Below are 19377 nucleotides of genomic sequence, written 5' to 3' on the forward strand. Positions count from 1 at the left end.
CTCCTACAAAGTGCGCACGGCGCAACCTACGTTTGAAAGACACAAAAAATATAATCAGGTCGAAAAAATAATAACCAAGCGGCGGTCTCTCTGGGAGACCGACCCTCAAGCGAAAATGAGAGGTAAGCCCCATGGCGATAGTGGCAGATGTTCAGAGTGGCGTTTCCGCAGCGGAGGCACCACTCTCCAAAGAGGCAGCGTCGCTGAAGTTCCGGCTCTATGTGCTGTTGAGCGCATTCGTCTTCGCCTATTTCGCGGCGCAGGCCATGAGCATTTCCCTGCTTTCCAACTGGTTGAAGAGCACCCTGGGCCTAAACGGCGAACAGATCGGGATTGTATTCTCAGCCAACTTTATTGCTGCGCTGATAACGCAGCCACTGTACGGCTATATTTCCGACAAGGTGGGACTGCGCCGACATGTGTTGTTGTTCCTGGCGGTGATGGTGGGTCTCTGTGGTCCCTTCTTCGCCTTTGTCTACGAGCCCCTGATCAAATCGAATATCGTCCTGGGTGCGGCGCTGGGCGGCGCCTATCTCGGGCTGACTTTTATCGCCGGCTCCTTCGCGCTGGAATCCTATGTGGACAGGGTGGGGCGCAAGTACGGATTCGAATACAGCCGCGTGCGCCTCTGGGGTTCCCTCGGCTTTGCCTTCGCCGCCTTCTTTTCCGGAACGCTGTTCAATATCAATCCCCAGATCAACTTCTTTATTGCCTCCGCCGCAGTATTGATCCTCCTGCCTGCACTGTTGTTCCTCAAGGTGGAGACCTCTGCTCACGATCTGGAGGCGTCGTCGAGTCTGAAAGTGGGGGATGCCCTGGCCGTGCTCAAGCTGCGCGAATTCTGGGGATTCATGGTGTTGATCCTCGGGGTGACCAATCTCTACTTGGTTTTCGATCAGCAGTTTCCCGTCTACTTCGCCTCCCAGTTTGCCACCGAGGCGCTGGGGCGGGAGATGTTCGGCAGGCTCAATTCGGCGCAGATATTCATGGAGGCGGGGATGCTCTTCGTGGCGCCGTTTATCGTCAACCGTATTGGCATCAAGCGCGGACTGCTGCTCGCGGCGGGTATCATGATCGTGCGAATCACCGGCTCCGGCCTGGTGACCGGCCCTGTGGCCATCTCCTGCATGAAGATGCTGCATGCCATCGAGCTTCCCATCCTCGCCGTATCCATATTCCGCTACATAGCGGCGCATTTCGAAAGCCGTCTGGCATCCACGCTGTACATGGTCGGCGTGAGCTTCGGCCACTCGCTGGGACTGGCCATTTTGTCCCAGCCCGTCGGCAGAGCCTATGACCTGTTCGGGTTTGCCAATACCTATCTGATGATCGGCGCCGGCGCCTTGGTGTTCTGGATTGCGGCAGTATTCACACTGCGAGCTGATCCTGAGCCTCAAAACCAGGAACTTAACGCGGGGAGGAATTCGTGACCATTCATCAACAATCGGCTGACAGCTCAAGCTACTCCATCGAAAGAGAGACTTTGTCCCGGGTATTCGGTAGGGAATTCGACCCGGCGGGCGACCGGGAACTGATCCGCGGGGCTATCGATACCGCCCTGAGCCGTATTGACGCAGGGCTGGAGACATTTGGAGATCAGTATCCTGAGCCGTCGAGTGTCGATGGTGTTTATGCGACGATAGACAACGTCGAGTGGACCAACGGTTTCTGGACCGGATTGCTGTGGCTGGCCTATGAAGCCAGCGGAGAAGAGAGATACAGAGCCGCCGCGCTGAAACAGGTGGAAAGCTTCAGCGCCCGTATTTTTGAGCGCGTAAACGTCGACCATCACGACCTGGGTTTTCTCTATTCGCTCTCCTGTGTCTCCGCCTACAAGCTCACCGGCAGCCGGCTCGCCCGCGAGGCGGCCCTGGAGGCGGCAAACCTGCTCTACAAGCGCTACTTACCCAAGGCCGGAATCATCCAGGCCTGGGGCGACCTGAACGACCCGGAACAGGCCGGGCGGATGATTATCGACTGCAACCTGAACCTGCCGCTGTTGTACTGGGCTGCGGCGGAGACCGGTAACACCGCGCTGAAACAGGCCGCGGACAGCCATATCGAGAATGCCGCGCGCTATATCGTGCGCGCGGACGGTTCCACCCACCACACCTTCCATATGGACCCGGTGACGGGCGCACCGAAATACGGGTCCACCCATCAGGGATTCTCCGACGAATCCTGCTGGTCCCGTGGGCAGGGATGGGGCATTGCCGGCTTTCCGCTGGTCTACCGCTATTACCGCAATCCTCGTCTGGTGCAGCTCTCCGCACGCCTGGCCAACTATTTCCTGAACCGCCTGCCGGCGGACAGCGTCTGCTGCTGGGATCTCGTATTCCGGGAGCCTTCCCATGAGCGCGACACATCCGCCGCGGCCATTGCGGTGTGCGGTCTGTTGGAACTGGACAAATCCCTGCCGCTGGCCGATCCCGATATCGGCAACTACCGCAATGCCGCCGTGGAGATCACCCGCAGCCTGATCCGGAATTACGCCTGTGGGCCGAGCGACGCCGGCACAGGCCTGCTGAAAGAGGGCGTCTATCACATGCCCAATAACGTGGGCGTGGGCGAGAGCTGTATCTGGGGCGATTACTTCTACCTGGAGGCCCTGGTCCGCCTGACGCAGATCTGGGACCCCTACTGGTGAGGTGGGATGACACATATTCCCCGGGTCTGGCGGCCGTTTTCTGGCCAAGTTAAAAAGTAGTATGCCCGCCTATGGATTACCCGAAGTAACCGGGACTCGGGACTCGGGAACAGAATGCCGAGCTTGATGCGAAGGCGCTGATACCGGGAGCCGTTCGAGAAACGATTGCCGATGAGGCTGTTGAACGAACGGCTACCGGTAGCAGGGCCGCCCGGACCTCGGCTTAGTGTCGCTGGAGTGAGTAGTTACTACCCGAAATTATAAAAATTAGAGGCGAAGACCTATGAATCGAAGAGACGCTTTAAAACTGGGAGCTGCAGGAGTAGCGGGTCTTTATGTCGCTCCAGTGCTGGGTAAGGTGGATAGCCTAAAATTAGATGTAGCAAAAGGACCTTTTAAGCCGACCTGGGAATCCCTGTCCCAATACCAAACTCCCGAGTGGTTTCGCGATGCCAAGTTCGGAATGTGGGCACACTGGGGAGCTCAATGTGAGCCTGAGAATGGAGACTGGTATGCCCGAGGCATGTATCAAGAAGGCTCTGGACATTATCAATATCACGTAGAGAAGTATGGGCATCCCTCAAAGTTTGGTTTTAAAGATGTCATCAATACATGGAAAGGTGATAAGTGGGATCCCGATCGCTTGGTGCAACTGTATAAAAGCGCGGGCGCCAAGTATTTTATGGCGATGGCTAATCACCACGACAATCTCGACCTCTACGATAGTAGCTATCAGCCCAATTGGAACTCCACTAAGGTAGGGCCTAGAAAAGACATCATAGGTGGCTGGGAGAAAGCGACCCGAAAGGCTGGATTGCCCTTTGCCGTAAGTGTTCACGCAGCGCATGCCTGGAGCTGGTTTGAACCTGCACAGCTTTCGGATACAACGGGACCTCTGGCGGGAGTGCCTTACGATGGCAGGCTTGCCAAAGCCGATGGGGAAGGCACCTGGTGGGAGGGCCTGGACCCCCAGGAACTGTACGCTCAGAACCATCCTCTAAGTAAAAATAGTCAAGATCCCTCGATGATACACAAGCAGTGGAATTGGGGGAACGGAGTAACAATTCCTTCGAGCGCCTATATCGAGAAGTTCTACAACCGGACAGTGGAATTGATCGATAAATACAATCCAGAAATGGTCTATTTCGATGACACTGCGCTGCCTTTATGGCCTGTAAGCGACGCGGGACTGCGCATAGCCGCGCATATGTACAACAAGAGTTTAGAGCGCAACGACAAAGTGCAAGCGGTTATTACAGGGAAAATACTTGATTCCCTGCAGCGCCAGTGCCTGGTCTGGGATATAGAAAAAGGCCACAGTAATGATATAGAGCCGCTTCCCTGGCAAACCGACACCTGTATTGGCGGCTGGCACTATGATCGCAATCTCTATCTGAACAAGAAATATAAGTCGGCTGAAACCGTCATACATAGCCTGGTGGATGTAGTAAGCAAGAATGGAAATTTGATGCTGAATATACCCGTGCGGGGAGACGGCAGCATCGACGAACTGGAAGAGCAGATCGTATCGGAGATCGGCGTCTGGATGGGCCTCAACGGAGAAAGCATATACGGCACCCGGCCCTGGAAAATATTTGGGGAGGGGCCGCAACAGGAAAGCGCCGCCGAGCTGACTGCCCAAGGCTTCAATGAAGGCAAAGGTAAGCCCTATAGCCCAGAGGATGTCCGTTTCGCAACCAAGGGCAATAAACTTTATGCAACGGTAATGGCTTGGCCGGATAGCGGTAAAGCAGTCATAAAAAGCTTACGGACAGGATCAACTTATCATCCAGGGAAGATAAACGGGGTCAAGCTAGTCAGCACCAGTGCGTCGCTTAAATTTGAGCGCACCCAAAAAGGCCTTGAAGTCCACTTTCCTCAGGATAAACCCCAAGCTGCCTATGCCAATGCTTTAGAGATCGTTTAAAAATGTTTATTCACAGGCTGATTTTTCTCATCCTGGCCATGGGATTGGCCATCGTGGCATCCGCCTCGGAGGCTGCACCCAATGGATTTCAGGAAAAACTGACTTCTCCAGATGGGCGCTACGTCTTGGATGTTGCCCGTGCGGTGAAAAAGGGAAAATCATCGGGTATCACCTATCGGGTGTCCTACGACCGTCTTAAAGTGATCGAGAATTCACAACTTTCCATTTCCCTCGACAATCACCTTTCCGAGTGGGCGCTTGCTATCAAGGAGAAGCCGGAGGGTGCCTGGATGGACGGCCTGGTACTGGTGGATGTGAACAGGGAGGAGGTGGACTCCTCCTGGCGACCGCCCTATGGCGAGCGCAGCCGGGTGGTGGATAAATACAATGCACTGACGCTGACTTTTGAGCAGCAAGCCAGCGCCAACTACAGGATGGACATCCAGCTGCGGGCCTACAACGAAGGCGTCGCCATCCGCTACTACTTCCATGAAAACCCCAACGGTATCTACTACCGGGTGGTGGATGAGCAGACCGAATTCAGCTTTCCAAAAGGGACCCTGGCTTGGTTCGAACCCTGGGCCCAGGGCCCCTATTCGCTGCTGCCTCTAGCCGATTGGCCCGGGGAGAGTGAGCGCCCGCTGACCTTGCAGCTCGGGAACGGGCTCTACGCAGCTATTGCCGAAGCGGCGATGGTCGATTTTGTCCGCACTAAATTCACCCTGTCCGACAGCAAGCCCAATACGGTGCGCACGGCGCTTTACGAGCCGGTGGACAAGGTGCCCTATTTCGCTACCCCCTGGCGGGTCATTATGGCGGCGGAAAAACCGGGAGAGCTGATCGAGCACAACGATATCCTGCTGAACCTCAACGCGCCCAGCCGCGTCGCAGACACCTCCTGGATAAAGCCCGGCAAGATAGTCCGCGATATGACCCTGACGGAGGAGGGTGCCAAGGCCTGGATCGACTTTGCCGCGGAGCACAATATCCAGTACCTGCTGTTCGACGCGAAATGGTACGGGCCGTTTTTCACCTTTGACACCGATGCCCGCACGGTGGAGATCGACCTGGACCTGCCGGAAGTCATCCGCTACGGAAAAGAGAAGGGCGTGGGTATCTGGCTCTATGTCAACCAGCAGGCGTTGCTGAAGCAGGACCACGAACTATTTCCCCTCTACCGGGAGTGGGGCGTCGCCGGGGTGAAATACGGCTTTGTGCAGGTCGGCTCCCACCGCTGGACCACCTGGCTGCACGAATCGGTGGAGCGCGCGGCGCAGAACCAGCTGATGGTCAATATCCACGACGAGTTCCGGGTCACCGGCGAGCAGCGCACCCTGCCCAATATCCTTACCGTGGAGGGCATCCGCGGCAATGAAGAGATGCCCGATGCAACCCACAACACCATCCTGCCATTTACCCGCGGCATAGCGGGTATGGGCGACTACACCATCTGCTACTTCAACGACCGCATCAAAACCACCCACGCCCACCAGTTGGCGCTCGCGGTGGTGATGTACAGCCCGCTGCAGACATTGTTCTGGTACGACAAGGCGGCGGACTACAGTGGCGAGCCGGAGATTGAGTTTTTCGAGAAGGTGCCGACCGTCTGGGACGATACCCGGGTGCTGGGTGGAGAAATCGGTCAGTACATTGCGGTCGCCAGGAAATCAGGAGACCAGTGGTTTCTCGGGGCTATCACCAACAACGATAAAAGGACTGTGGAAATCGACCTCGACTTTCTTGAGGAAGGGAAAAAGTACACAGCGACATTCTATCAGGATGACGATGAGGCCCCGACAAAAACCAGAGTTTCCCTTGATACGAGGATGGTGGAGCGCGGCACCTTGTTGTCGCTGGATCTGAAGGCATCCGGTGGAGCAGCCATATGGATTCGGTAATTGTGATGAGTTTTGATAGGTCTCTCTCTTGGCCCGACTCGGTGTCCTGGCAGGGCGCCAGTCGGGCTTTTTTTTTCGGCTTGGGAGAGAGCGATGTAGCTATGGAGTCAGTGGCTTTATTTAATTTACTTGTATTAAGAATAATATCTTTATGGGGTCTTATTTTTGGTGAGTGGGATGCATCGGAGCCTGTCAAATAGTAACTGACAGCCTCGAGGTCGATGAATGTGCAACTCCGGTTTCTATGCCGGATTTCCGACTCCCCGAAATCGCTGCGGATGGAGTAGTGGTTCACGTTGTACCGCGGCAACTACGTGACCTAATAACTACATAATAGATGGGAGAAAATTATGTCTGTAGGAAAATTGAAAATCACAGCCGCGCGGCTTGTGGGGGCTGTAGTCGCGGGTGTTGTACTCGCGGGATTGTCCGTCGCGAGAGTCGCCCACGCGGACAGCGGTCCATCCACCATCACGGACAATGTTGTCCAGATCAATGAAACCATCTCCCCGGAGGGCTTCAAACACCCGGGCATCCGCTTCACCAAGGAATCGTTGGAGAACCTGCGTGCCCAGGTGATCGCCGGCCAGGAACCCTGGGCCAGCTACTATGAGGGCATGCGCAGACGCCACTGGGCAAGCCTGGATTACGGGCCCAGGAACCACAATGGCAATGGCTACCCCGCACACGACGTAATCAGCCACAACGGATTGGTTGCCGCGTTCATTGATGACGCCCAGGCCGCGTTGATGCACTCCGTACAGTACGTGGTTACCGGTGACGAGCGCCACCGGGAGAAGGCGATGTATATCGTCGGTGTCTATTCGCACATGAACCCGAATGGGGTGGAATACTTTGCCGACGTGCACATCAAAATGGGCCAGCCGATCTATCACATGACCGCTGCGGCCGAGATTTTACGCGCTACTTCGACCACGAGGCCGGAGCTGGAGTGGACAGAGGAGATGACCTACAACTATGTCCACAATTTCCTGCAGCCGCAGATGGATGCCTACATCCGTAAAAACCACTACTTCATGAACCAGTACTCCTACGCCCTGGCCGGGAACGTGGCAGCGGCCATCTTCGCGGATGACCGAGCGGCCTACGAGGAGGCGGTGGAGTGGGCCACGGTGGGCTCCACGGCGGAAAACCAGGGTTGGGTAGGTTCCATCGAGCGAGTGTTCCGCCTGATGACTCACGACGCGCTCACCGGTGAACCGGTGGAGGATGCCCATGTCCAGCTGGCGGAGATGGGCCGCGACCAGCCGCATGCGATCGGCAACGTGGACACCCTGTTTATTATTTCGCAGATTATCTCCAGCCAGGGCACCAAGGTGGACCCGGAGATGGGGACGATTTCAACGGCCAGCGACGCCGTAGACCCGGTGCATTTCAGTGATGACGCGCTGCGCAAGGGCTATATCGAATTTCTCAAGTACAACATGGGTTACGATATCCGCTGGATACCGATGGCCAGCAGTATCCTCGCGGATGGCAGTGTCGATTCCATCTACAGGGTGGTCAATGCGCAGCAGCGCGGGCGCCTTACCGGCAATGTCTATTCCGCGCTCTACTATTACTTTGCCTACGCCGCCGACGGCTACGACCTGAACGAGGGGGAAAATCACTACATCAAACTGGCCTGGGAAAAGAGCCGGAGCGAGCTCGGGATTCGCAGCGGCAGCTACTGGGGGCCGCGCGAGCACGTCTACGACAGCGAATTCTGGATGCACCTGCCCCCCTCGGCGGCCGACACCTCGGTGCCAGCCCGCGGGGAACCCCTGGAGAATTTGGACGAGCTGCCGCAAGGCGGCCCATGGTACATCACGGAAATCGAGAACAGACACATCCTGCTCGATGGCGTGGGTGAGGTGCAAACGGAAGGCGATGTCTCCTACCTGTCCGTGGAAGCGAGCCCGGGGCAGCCGACCAACTTCACAATCTGGTACACCAGGTTTAGGTCGGGCATAAATGCCTTCAAGGTCAGGACCAACGGCCCGGCCACCATTGAATTTACCTGGGGCCACCACCAGCGCGCGACTTCCAGGCTCTACCTGCCCGATACCGGCGGCCAGTGGCGGTATATTCCCTTCGACACATCCAGGCAGAATACGGGTGGCTCCGGTGACCTGAGTTTTGTGCGCGTCGTTGCTAAGAGCGGCACAACCACCGTGGACTTCGATCACGTGCATCGTTCCGCCGACAACCTGGCGCCGCCGGTATTCGACACCCTGTCCTCCACCATCGTGACCTATGTCGGTGGCAGTGTCGGACGCGATTTTACGGCCGCCAGCGACGCCGGTTCCGCGCTCTATTATTCGGCCCAGGGGAACATGCCGGCCGGCGCGGTGCTGGATTCCGCCAGTGGCGGCTTCAGTTGGATACCCGCCAGCGGCCAGGAAGGTCAGTACCGTCTCCAGGTGATCGCCGAAGACGGCGAATACATGGCGCCGCACCAAGTCGACATCACCGTCCTTTCGAGTGCCGAAGCGGCGGCGGATCATATTGCGCAGGCGCTGGACCCGGATAGCAAATATGAATCGGCCACCCGCGAAGTCTTCTACGCGGCGCAGGCGGCGGCGCTGGAACTGATCGAAGCCGGCGCGGCGCCCGGGGAGATAGAGGCTGCGCTGGCGCAGTTCCAGGCCGCAGCAGATGCCCTGTTGCCGCTTAACCCGGCTGTATCCGAAGAAGCGGCCCAGGACGAACTCGGCGGGGAGCCGGGCAGCGTGCGCCTGGACTACCCGGCGTTTGTGGAGACTTCCAACCACGGTATTCGTCAATTGGTCGACGGCAATGCCGGCACCTTCCTCAGCCTGTGGAACCCGACCTACCTGCAGATGGATTTTGGTGCCGGCTTCCGCATAGTCCCGGATGTCATGCACTTCCGGGTGCGCCAGGGATTCCCCGATCGCATCCAGGGCGGTCGTCTGGAAGGCTCGAACGACGGCGAGCACTGGGTCCAGCTCACCGATGGCGCCGTCTACGGCGAGCATATGCAGCGCTTGCCGGTCTACCCCGAACACGCCGGCAAGGGTTTTCGCTATCTGAAGGTGATCAGCCCGAACTGCGACTGCCCCGTATTCGACTTCGGCGACCTCTACCTCTTCGGTGAACGCAAGGAGGTGAATAACGATCTCGCCTCGGCACTGTCGCGCTGGTTTGTGGGCGAACCGCTGGAGATCCCGGTGGATACCTCCTATCCGCAGAGTGAAGCCCCGGAATTCAGTTTCGACCTGCCCGCCGGTGCCGTCTTCGACGCCGCCTCCAGTACCATCCGCTGGACGCCGGGCAGCGAGCAGACTGGGCAGCACACACTGACCATTACCGCGGACTACGGTTTTAACGCCATAGCCAACGAAATACCGATAACAGTTTCCGCGGATGCCAGCGCGGCCGTCGACGAGCTTGTGGCTTCGATTGGCTCGCCCGACGACTACACCGCTTTCAGCCTGCAGATGCTCGAGCGAGCCGAAGCCGACGCGCGAGCGATTGCGACCGATCCCGACGCGGGAATCGAACTTAAAATCAAGGCCCTGGAGCTGCTGGAAGAGGCTGTTTCCCTGCTTGACGCCAAAGTCGGGAAGATCAAAACGGGTCTCGTTGCCACGATACTTGCCTCCCATCAGATGTGGGGCAACCCGGACCTCGACCCGACCGTCAGCGGATTGCCGATATTTGATGGCGACTACACGACGAGCATCTCCTTGCAGGATGCCAACCACGCCTGGGTTCGTGCCGATTATGGTGAGGGGCGATACGCGAGCCTGACCCAGGTGAAATTTACCCCCCGCCCTGGCCAGGCCACACGGCTCAACGGCGCGAGCATTACCGGGTCCAATGACGGCGAGAACTGGACGTTGCTGGCTTCCCTGCCGACGGACGCCTATAGCAGCCGGAATGACAACTCGCCGAGAACGCTGCAGGTCGAGGACAGCAGCCAGTACCGCTACCTGCGTTACAACGGCGGTTGGGGCTCTCATGCTGATGCCGCAGAAGTTGAGTACTTCGGCACCACCAATGCGGATGTGGATGACCGCACCCTGACCTACCTGATGACCAAGGCCGCCTTCCTGAACGAGGAGGACTGGTCGCAAGAGAGCTGGCAGGCCCTCCTGGACGCAGTGGCTTCCGCTGGCGAGGCCCGCGACGAGGCTGCGCTGGCCGAGGCCACACAAGCGCTGGACGCGGCCCTGAATAGGTTGGTGCCAGCCTCCGGCAGCCCGAGTTTCGCCGGCTTCCCACAGCGCTGGTTTACCGGTGAAGCGCTGACTTTCTCCGCCTACCCGAACGGTGTCGCGGAGGCGGGCGTGCGGGTGAAGGCAGTCGATCTGCCCGACGGCGCCAGCTTCGATCCCACCTCCGGCCGGATCTCCTGGACGCCGGGTGACGATCAACTGGGCGAGCATACACTGCGCTTTACCGTCTCTTTCGACTACACACTTGTTCGCCTCGATGTGTCGCTGCCGGTAACTGTCTCCGCGAATGCCAGTGAGGTTGTGGACGAAATCCTTGCCTCCATCGGTTCCAGCGATCAGTACAGCGATTTCAGCCTGGCGATGCTCGAGCGCGCTGAGGCGGAGGTGCGCGCGGTTGCAGAGAACGCGGACTACAGTGCCGCCAGAAAACTCCGCTACCTCGATCTGCTCGAACAGGCTCTGCAACTGCTGGAACCCAGAGTGCAGTTGATCGATGTGAGAACCCAGGCCAATGTCCTGGCCTCGAGTCACCAGTTCGGCGACGAATCGATCGACGCCGCCCTCAGCGGCCTGCCGGCTTTCGATGGCAGTACGGAGACTTCTGTAGACCTGGATGACGCTTCCGGATGGGTACAGGCCGACTTCGGCGAGGGGCGAATGGTGGATCTCGCGCGAGTTCGACTGACGCCGCGCCCGGCCCACGCGCTACGCCTGAATGGAGCATCGGTGGAAGGTTCGAACGACGGCGAAACCTGGACGCTGCTGGCGGCCCTTGAAGGGTCCACGGACGCCGGTTCTCCTCCGGACGGCGAAGAGGTGAGCACCCTGGTCATCGAAGAGCGGGAGGCCGGCCATTGCGGTGTGGACGGCACCATCGATTCGAACAACGGCGGGTTCACTGGCAGCGGCTTTTCCAATACCGCCAACGCCCTCGGCAATGGTGTCGATCACGAAATTCATGTGCCCGGGACCGGCCGCTACTCCATCAGCTTCCGCCATGCCAACGGTGCCAGCGCACGCCCCGGCTTTCTGATCGTCAATGGCATTGCCGTGGCGGAAGTGGTCTTTGAAGGCACAGGTTCCTGGACTAACTGGACCGTTACAGCGCCGGTGACCGTGAACCTGGATGCAGGCGATAACTGGATACGGGTCGAGGCCAGCCAATCCGATGGACTGGCGAATATCGACAATCTGATCGTCACTGGCGTCGCACCCGCCGGAGCGGACTGTATTGCCAACTACGACAACAATTCAGGGGCCGATTCCAGTGGCCTGTACAGCAGTAATTACGACAGCAGTGCGCGCGTGCTGGATATTGCCGATGCCGGCCAGTACCGCTACCTGCGCTTTCAGGGGGCGGAGGCCTCCCATGCAAATGTCGCGGAGATCGAGTACTTCGGCGCGAGCAATTTTGGCTACGACGACAAGACGCTGCCCTACCTGATAGCCAAAGCAGGCATTCTCAACGAGAGCGATTGGACTGTGGATAGCTGGCAGTACCTGATGGACGTGCTGACGGTTGCGCAGGCGGTAATTGCCGATCCGGCTTCCGACGAATCACTCTATGCCGATGCCACCGAGGCGCTGGACGAGGCCCTGGATGCATTAGTGCCGGCGGCCAGCCTGATCGATTTTCTGGTCGCGAGCGCCCAGGTCAGCGAAGCGGATGGCAGCATTACCCTGCTGGTAAGTCGCACAGGAGGCACTCTCGGCCCGGTATCGGCCGACTACGCCACCTTGGCCCAGACTGCGATTGCCGGAGAGGATTTTGTCCACACCAGCGGTGTACTGACCTGGACCGATGGCGATATGGAATCCAAGGCGATCCTTGTATCGCTGGTCGACGACGGCTACATGGAAGATGTCGAGGACTTCACCGTGAAGCTCGAGGCCACCGATAACGGGGTTATCGGTGACTCCGGCGAGGCCCAGGTTACCCTGATCGACGACGATTCCGATGCGCTGCCCGGGGTGTCGGTCAGCGATGCCTCCATGACCGAAGGCGACGGAAAATTGCAGTCTGCGGATTCAATGTCATTCGAGGTATCCCTGTCGGGCACCGCGCGGCAAATCGTGAAGGTCCTGGTCATCACTCGCGAGGGAACTGCCAGGGAAGGCAATGACTTTATTTATCAGGAAACTGCGGTGCGGTTCGAAGTCGGCGAAAAAAGCAAAATCGTTGACGTCACGGTGAGGGCGGACGACGAGGTCGAAGACGACGAACAGTTCACCCTGGAAGCCGCATGGGCCAAGGGTGCCGAAATCCAGGACGGAGTGGGTGTTGGCACCATCCTGGACGACGACTAAAGAGACGCGATAATTGGGTAGGATGGGCAAAGCGCAGCGTGCCCATCAGCGGCGGCTAGCCCATCCTACTTAAGAGAAAGCACGGTGTAGGAGCCTGCTTGCAGGGCCCTACAGAGAAACAGGAAAATTAGAGGGTTTTATTTCTGGCGAACGGGATGCATCGAGGTCTGTCAATAAGCCAAACAATAGCTGGCAGCTCCTTGAAGTCGATGGATGTGCAACTCCGGTCTCTACCGGATGCCCGACTCCCTGATGCCGCTGCGGATAGAGTGGTGATTCACGTTGTACCGCGGTGATCGCACCAACCACATAAGAAATGAGAGAAGTTATGTCTATAAAAAAACTGAAAATGATAGCCGCACTGCTTGCGGGCGGTGTATTCGCGGGGCTGTCGCTCGCGAATATCGCCCACGCAGACAGCGGTCCATCCGTCATCACGGACAATGTTGTCCAGATCAACGAAACCATCTCCCCGGAGGGTTTCAAACACCCGGGTATCCGCTTCACCAAGGAATCGCTGGAAAACCTGCGCACCCAGGTAATCGCCGGTCAGGAACCCTGGGCCAGCTACTACGAGGGTATGCGCCGCCGCTGGTGGGCGAGCCTGAATTATGGGCCCAGGAACCACGATGGCAATGGCTACCCTGCACACGATGTAATCAGCCACAACGGCTTGGTTGCCGGGTTTATTGATGACGCCCAAGCTGCCTTGATGCATTCCATACAGTATGTCGTCACCGGTGACGAGCGCCACCGCGCGAAGGCGATGTATATCGTCGGTGTCTATTCGAACATGAACCCGAATGGGGTGGAATATTTTGCCGACGTGCACATCAAGATGGGGCAGCCGATCTATCACATGACCGCGGCGGCCGAAATTCTGCGTGCCACCTCGACCACAGATCCGACGCTGGAGTGGACCGAGGAGTTGACCTACAAGTATGTCAACAATTTCCTGCAGCCGCAGATGGATGCCTATATCCGCAAGAATCACTACTTTATGAACCAGTACTCCTACGCCCTGGCCGGGAACGTGGCAGCGGCCATCTTCGCGGATGACCGAGCGGCCTACGAGGAGGCGGTGGAGTGGGCCACGGTGGGCTCCACGGCGGAAAACCAGGGCTGGGTGGGCTCCATCGAGCGCGTGTTCCGCCTGATGACCCACAACGATGAGACCGGCGAGCCGCTGGACGATCCCTATGTCCAGCTGGCGGAGATGGGCCGTGACCAGCCGCACGCGATCGGCAACGTGGACACACTGTTTATTATTTCGCAGATTATCTCCAGTCAGGGCACCAAAGTGGACCCTGTCGCGGGGACGATTTCAACGGCGGACAATGCAGTAGATCCGGTGCATTTCAGCGACGACGCGTTGCGCAAGGCGTTTATTGAATTCATCAAATACAATGTGGGTTACGATATCCGCTGGACGCCCATCGCCAACGACATGAAATCCGATGGCACCATCAATTCCATCTACAAGACCGTCAACGCCCAGGGGCGTGGCCGCCTGAATGGCAATGTCTTTAGCGCGCTCTATTACTACTTCAAGTACAGCGCCGGCTATGACCTGAGCGAGGGCGAGAACCGCTATATCCAGCTCGCCTACGACGCCAACCGCCAGGCGGGCTGGCAGAGTGTTCGCCGCGGCGACTACTGGGGTCCGCGGGAGCATGTCTACGACAGTGAGTTCTGGGCGCATCTGCCCGCGTCCGTCGCCGATACCTCGGTGCCGCCCCGCGGTGAGCCGCGGGAAACGCTCGATGAACCGCCGGCCTGGGGTCCGTCCCATTTGAGGGAATTCGAACTCAGGGAAATTGTGCTGGACGGAACTGCGGAGGAGGTTCTCGAAGAGGATCTCGGCTACCTGCGGGTGCAGGCCAACACCTTCGAGCCCACCAATTTCACCCTGTGGGGGGTGGGGTTTCCCTCGGGTGTCAATACGCTTCGCGTGAGAACCGATGGGCCGGCGCGGGTGGAGTTCTCTCGCGGCCACACGGAGGCTCCGACCTCGTCCCTGTATCTCCCCGACACCGGCGGCGAGTGGCGCTATGTACCGGTCGACACTTCCCGGCAAAATATCGGCGGCTCCTCCGGCCTGAAGTTCTTCCGGGTTTTCGGCGAAGAGGGTTCAGTGACGGTGGACTTTGACCACCTGAACAGGGATGAAGCAGTAACGGCTGCAGCGCCACAGTTCAGCAGCCTGTCCACCGAAGTCGTCAGCTATGCCGGCGGTGCCTTCGAGCGCGATTTCGCCGTCACCGCCGGGGCCACCGACGTGGTGTATTCCCTGGCTGGTGAAGTGCCGGCCAGTGCCAGCATCGATCCGCTCACGGGCGAGTTTCATTTCGCACCCGGCGCTGGCCAGAGCGGCGAGTATCGACTCCAGGTGGTTGCCGAAAACGATACTTACAAGACCTCCCACGCGGTGACTATCACCGTCGGCACCTCCGCCGAGGACGCGGTGGATCTGATTGCCGCCGCCCTGGATACGGACAAGCACTATGTTTCCGCCACGCGCCTCCCTTTCTATGAGGCCAAGGCCGCGGTGGAAAGCGCAATCCTGGAAATGGCACCCGCCGCGGAAATAGACGCAGCCTTGACCGAGTTCCTGGCGATCTCCAAACAGCTGCAGGAACTGAATCCGGTGATTGCAGAGGACGCGGCCAAGGACGATCTAGGCCCAGAGTCGGAAGGTGTGCGCCTGGACTATCCGAATATGGGCGTTGCGACCAACACCAGTCAGAACGGGCTGAATGTGCTCACGGATGGTGATCCAGGCACCTTCAACAGCCGCTGGGGCGACCCGTCGGTGCTTCTGGACTTTGGCGAGAAATTCCGTGTTCGGCCCACCGCCCTGCATATCCAGGCGCGCGGGGGCTTTCCGGAACGCCTGCAGGACGGTCGCCTGGAGGGTTCCCACGATGGTGAGAACTGGGTGCGCCTGACTGACAGCGCCGTTTACGGCGGGGATATGCAGCGCCTGGCGGTTTACCCCGAATACCAGAACACCATGTTCCGTTACTTGCGCGTCATTTCCTACCATTGCGCCTGCGGAGTCTTCGATCTCGGCGAGATGTATCTGTTCGGCGAGCGCAAGGAGATAGTCAGCGACCTGGCGACCGCCCCTGGGCGCTGGTTTGCCGGCGAAACCCTGGAGATTCCCGTCGCGGTCACGCCGCCTCAGGACGACCCGGTGGAATTTTCCGTGGACCTGCCCGCGGGAGCGGTATTCGATCTGGACAATGGCCTGATCACCTGGACACCCACGGCCGACCAGACGGGAGAGCAGACCCTGTCTATTACCGCCGACTACGGCTTCGCCCAGGTGGAAGATAACTTGTCGATAACCGTTTCCGCCAGCGCGAACGCCGCCATCGATGAGCTGCTGGCAACGCTTGATGCACCGGAAAGCTATTCCGATTCCAGTTGGACCATGCTGGCCCGGGCGGAAGCCGAGGCGCGCGATATTGCTGCCGACCCGAATATGACGGTCCAGCAAAAGTTGGAGTCTATTGCCCTGTTCGAGCAGGCGATGGAACTGATGGATCCCAAGCACACCGGCGATGAAATCGACACCGGGCGTTTCGCGACTATTCTCACTTCACACCCACAACGGGGCGCCCCGGAAGTTGACGAGAGCCTGGCGGGGTTGCCTGCCTTCGACGGCACCGGTGCCTTTGTGAATCTTGAGGCCTCCAGCGGCACCTGGGTTCAAGCGGACTTTGGTGACGGCCATTACGTCAGCCTGACCCGGGTGCGTCTCACGCCGCGCTGGGATTTTGGCAGAATGCTCAACAACGCCGTTATCGCCGGCTCCAATGACGGTGAGAACTGGACGACCCTGGCTAGAGTTCCGTACAACGAGTATCTCAACGCCACTTGGGATAACCATGTGACCACGCTTGAGGTGTCGGACGCCACGGCCTACCGCTATGTGCGTTTCTTAGGTCGCAACGGCTCCCACGGGAACGTTGCCGAGATTGAGCTGTTCGGCACCGGAGACTATGTTCACGATGACCTGACCCTTCGCTACCTGCATTTGAAGGCCACCACGCTGGATGCCGCTCACTGGACTGACGCCAGTTGGCAGCAGTTGCAGGACGCGCTGGCCCAGGCGGAGAAAGCTTCCGGCATATATGCGGTCACTGCGGCCACCGCAGCCCTGGATTCGGCGCTGAACTCGCTGGTTCCCGCCTCCGGCAACCTGAGTTTCGACGGCGTGCCGGACCGCTGGTTTGTGGGTGAGTCCCTGGAGTTTTCGATCTTCCCCGAGGGGATGGCGGATGCCGGCATGGAAGTCGAAGCCGCACTGCCGGCCGGCGCCAGCTTTGATCCGGTCACCGGCCAGGTGTCGTGGACGCCGGACAGTGAACAGGTGGGTGATCAAACGCTCGAATTTGACATCAGTTTCGATTTCTCGCTTTTGCGTATCAGGAAATCGCTATCGGTGACTGTTTACGCGGATGGCGCTGCGGCAGTGGATGAAATACTCGCAACCGTGGGCCTTCCTGAGCAGTACACCAGTTTCAGTCTGGATATGCTGGCGCGAGCCGAATCGGAGGTCCGGGAGATCGTTGAGAATCCCGAGGTGAACCCGTACAGGAAGTTGTCTTACCTGGAGTTGCTGGAGCAGGCGATATCGCTGCTTGAGCCTTTCAGTGATGACATCGATGTATCGGGTGAGGCAACCATCCTGGCTTCTCACCATAAGTGGGGTGATTCCTCTGTGGACGTCACGCTGAGTGGCCTGCCAGCCTTTGATGGTACCGGTTCCTTTGTGGATTTGCAGTCCGGCAGCGGCACCTGGATTCAGGCGGACTTTGGCGAGGGCCGTTACGTCAGCCTGACCCGGGTGCGTCTCACGCCGCGTTGGAATTACGGCAGAAGACTCAACAACGCCCGTATAGCCGGCTCTAATGATGGTGAAAACTGGACGACCCTGGCCAGAGTTCCGTACAACCACTACCTCCAGGCCACCTGGGACAACAAAGTGACCACCCTTGAGGTGTCGGATGCAACGAACTACCGCTATGTGCGTTTCTTCGGTCACAACGGTTCCCACGGCAATGTTGCCGAAATTGAGTTGTTTGGCACGCACAACTTTGACTATGACGACCGCACATTGCCTTACCTGGTCGCCGAGGCGGGCATCCTGAATGAGCAGGACTGGACTGCAGACAGCTGGCAGTACCTGATGGACGTGCTGGCGGTTGCCCAGGCGATGATCGAGGAAGGCGGTTCCGACGAGGCGCTCTATGCAGACGCCACCGCTATGCTGGACGAGGCCCTGAATACCCTGGTGCCGGCATTCAGCTACCTGGATTTCATCGTTGCAAACGCCCAGGCCAGTGAAGCCGACGGCAGTATCACCCTGCTGGTGAGTCGCACAGGAGGCACTCTCGGTGCAGTATCGGCCGACTTTGCCACCCTGGCCGGTTCCGCTTCCGCGGGCGAGGACTTTGTGGATACCAATGGCACGCTGACCTGGGCCGATGGCGATATGAAGTCGAAAGTGGTTGTTGTATCGCTGGTCGACGACGGCTACCTGGAGGATGACGAAGACTTCACTGTGAAGCTCGAGGCCACCGATAACGGGGTTGTCGGTGACTCCGGCGAGGCCCTGGTCACGGTGATCGACGACGATTCCGGTGCGCTGCCCGGCCTGTCGATCGGCGATGCCTCCCTGGTTGAAGGGGATGGAAAACTGCCGTCCGCAGCTTCGATGCAGTTTGAGGTGTCCCTGTCGGGCGCCGCCCGTCAACCGGTAAAAGTCCTGGTTCGTACCCAGTCGGGTACGGCGAAAAACGGTCGCGACTTTATTCCGCTGGGACGCGTGGTGCACTTCGCGGCTGGTGAAAAGAGCAAGGTCGTTGAGGTCCGGGTGAGACCGGACGACAAACGCGAAGGCGATGAGCAGTTCACCCTGGAGGCCATTTGGGCCAAGGGCGCCGAAATCCAGGACGGGGTGGGTGTTGGCACCATCCTGGACGACGACTGAACCGCTCGTCGTACCGGCGCAGAGCCTGTGCCGGTATCCAGGACTGTGGCTTCTGGGTTCCGGCTTTCGCCGGAACGACGAAATTGCGTTGTTGGGGGCGAACCTTGTGTTCGCCCCTACAGATCAGCAATTTTGTAAGGGCGAACCCTGTGTTCTCCCGGGCGGGCCTCAGGCCCGCTTGCCGGGGCAGGGCAATTGCATAAAAACCTGAAGGGTGCGGAGAGCGAGGTCAAATGCCACCATGGCGATTTGCTATTACCGCACCCCGACGGCAGCCAGAAAACCCACCAGCGGGAAGTTTATGATCGCGGCGGCTGAGGACCCTGTTTCATCCGGTAGCGCCGTAGTAATTGTTTGGAATCCCAGATTGTATCCGGCTTTCGGAATCGAATTCC

At 58.7% G+C, this 19377-nt stretch carries 6 protein-coding genes; all 6 read left to right on the plus strand.

Going from position 1 to position 19377, the window contains the following annotated elements; genetic code table 11:
• Positions 1–131: 131 nt before the first annotated feature.
• On the plus strand, positions 132–1430 hold the full coding sequence (locus PP263_RS22575) for an oligosaccharide MFS transporter (RefSeq protein WP_308366329.1): 1299 nt from the start codon (positions 132–134) through the stop codon (positions 1428–1430).
• Positions 1427–2647: a glycoside hydrolase family 88 protein gene (locus PP263_RS22580; protein WP_308366330.1), complete on the plus strand. Its 1221-nt coding sequence runs from the start codon at positions 1427–1429 to the stop codon at positions 2645–2647. The genes PP263_RS22575 and PP263_RS22580 overlap by 4 nt, the downstream gene beginning before the upstream one ends.
• Positions 2648–2930: 283 nt before the next feature.
• Positions 2931–4574, plus strand: a complete 1644-nt coding sequence (locus tag PP263_RS22585) for an alpha-L-fucosidase (protein ID WP_308366331.1) — start codon at positions 2931–2933, stop codon at positions 4572–4574.
• Between the two features lie 2 nt (positions 4575–4576).
• Positions 4577–6472 carry a glycoside hydrolase family 97 N-terminal domain-containing protein gene (locus tag PP263_RS22590; protein ID WP_308366332.1) on the plus strand — a complete coding sequence of 632 codons (1896 nt, stop codon included), beginning with the start codon at positions 4577–4579 and terminating at the stop codon, positions 6470–6472.
• A 350-nt stretch (positions 6473–6822) separates the two neighbouring features.
• The gene (locus tag PP263_RS22595; protein ID WP_308366334.1) at positions 6823–12981 is read left to right on the plus strand and encodes a Calx-beta domain-containing protein; all 6159 of its coding nucleotides are present in this window, start codon (positions 6823–6825) and stop codon (positions 12979–12981) included.
• Positions 12982–13309: 328 nt separating this feature from the next.
• Complete coding sequence (locus tag PP263_RS22600; protein WP_308366336.1) at positions 13310–18982, plus strand: Calx-beta domain-containing protein; 5673 nt, start codon at positions 13310–13312, stop codon at positions 18980–18982.
• The last annotated feature ends 395 nt before the right edge of the window (positions 18983–19377 follow it).

It is taken from the genome of Microbulbifer sp. TB1203 (assembly GCF_030997045.1).
Lineage (GTDB): Bacteria > Pseudomonadota > Gammaproteobacteria > Pseudomonadales > Cellvibrionaceae > Microbulbifer.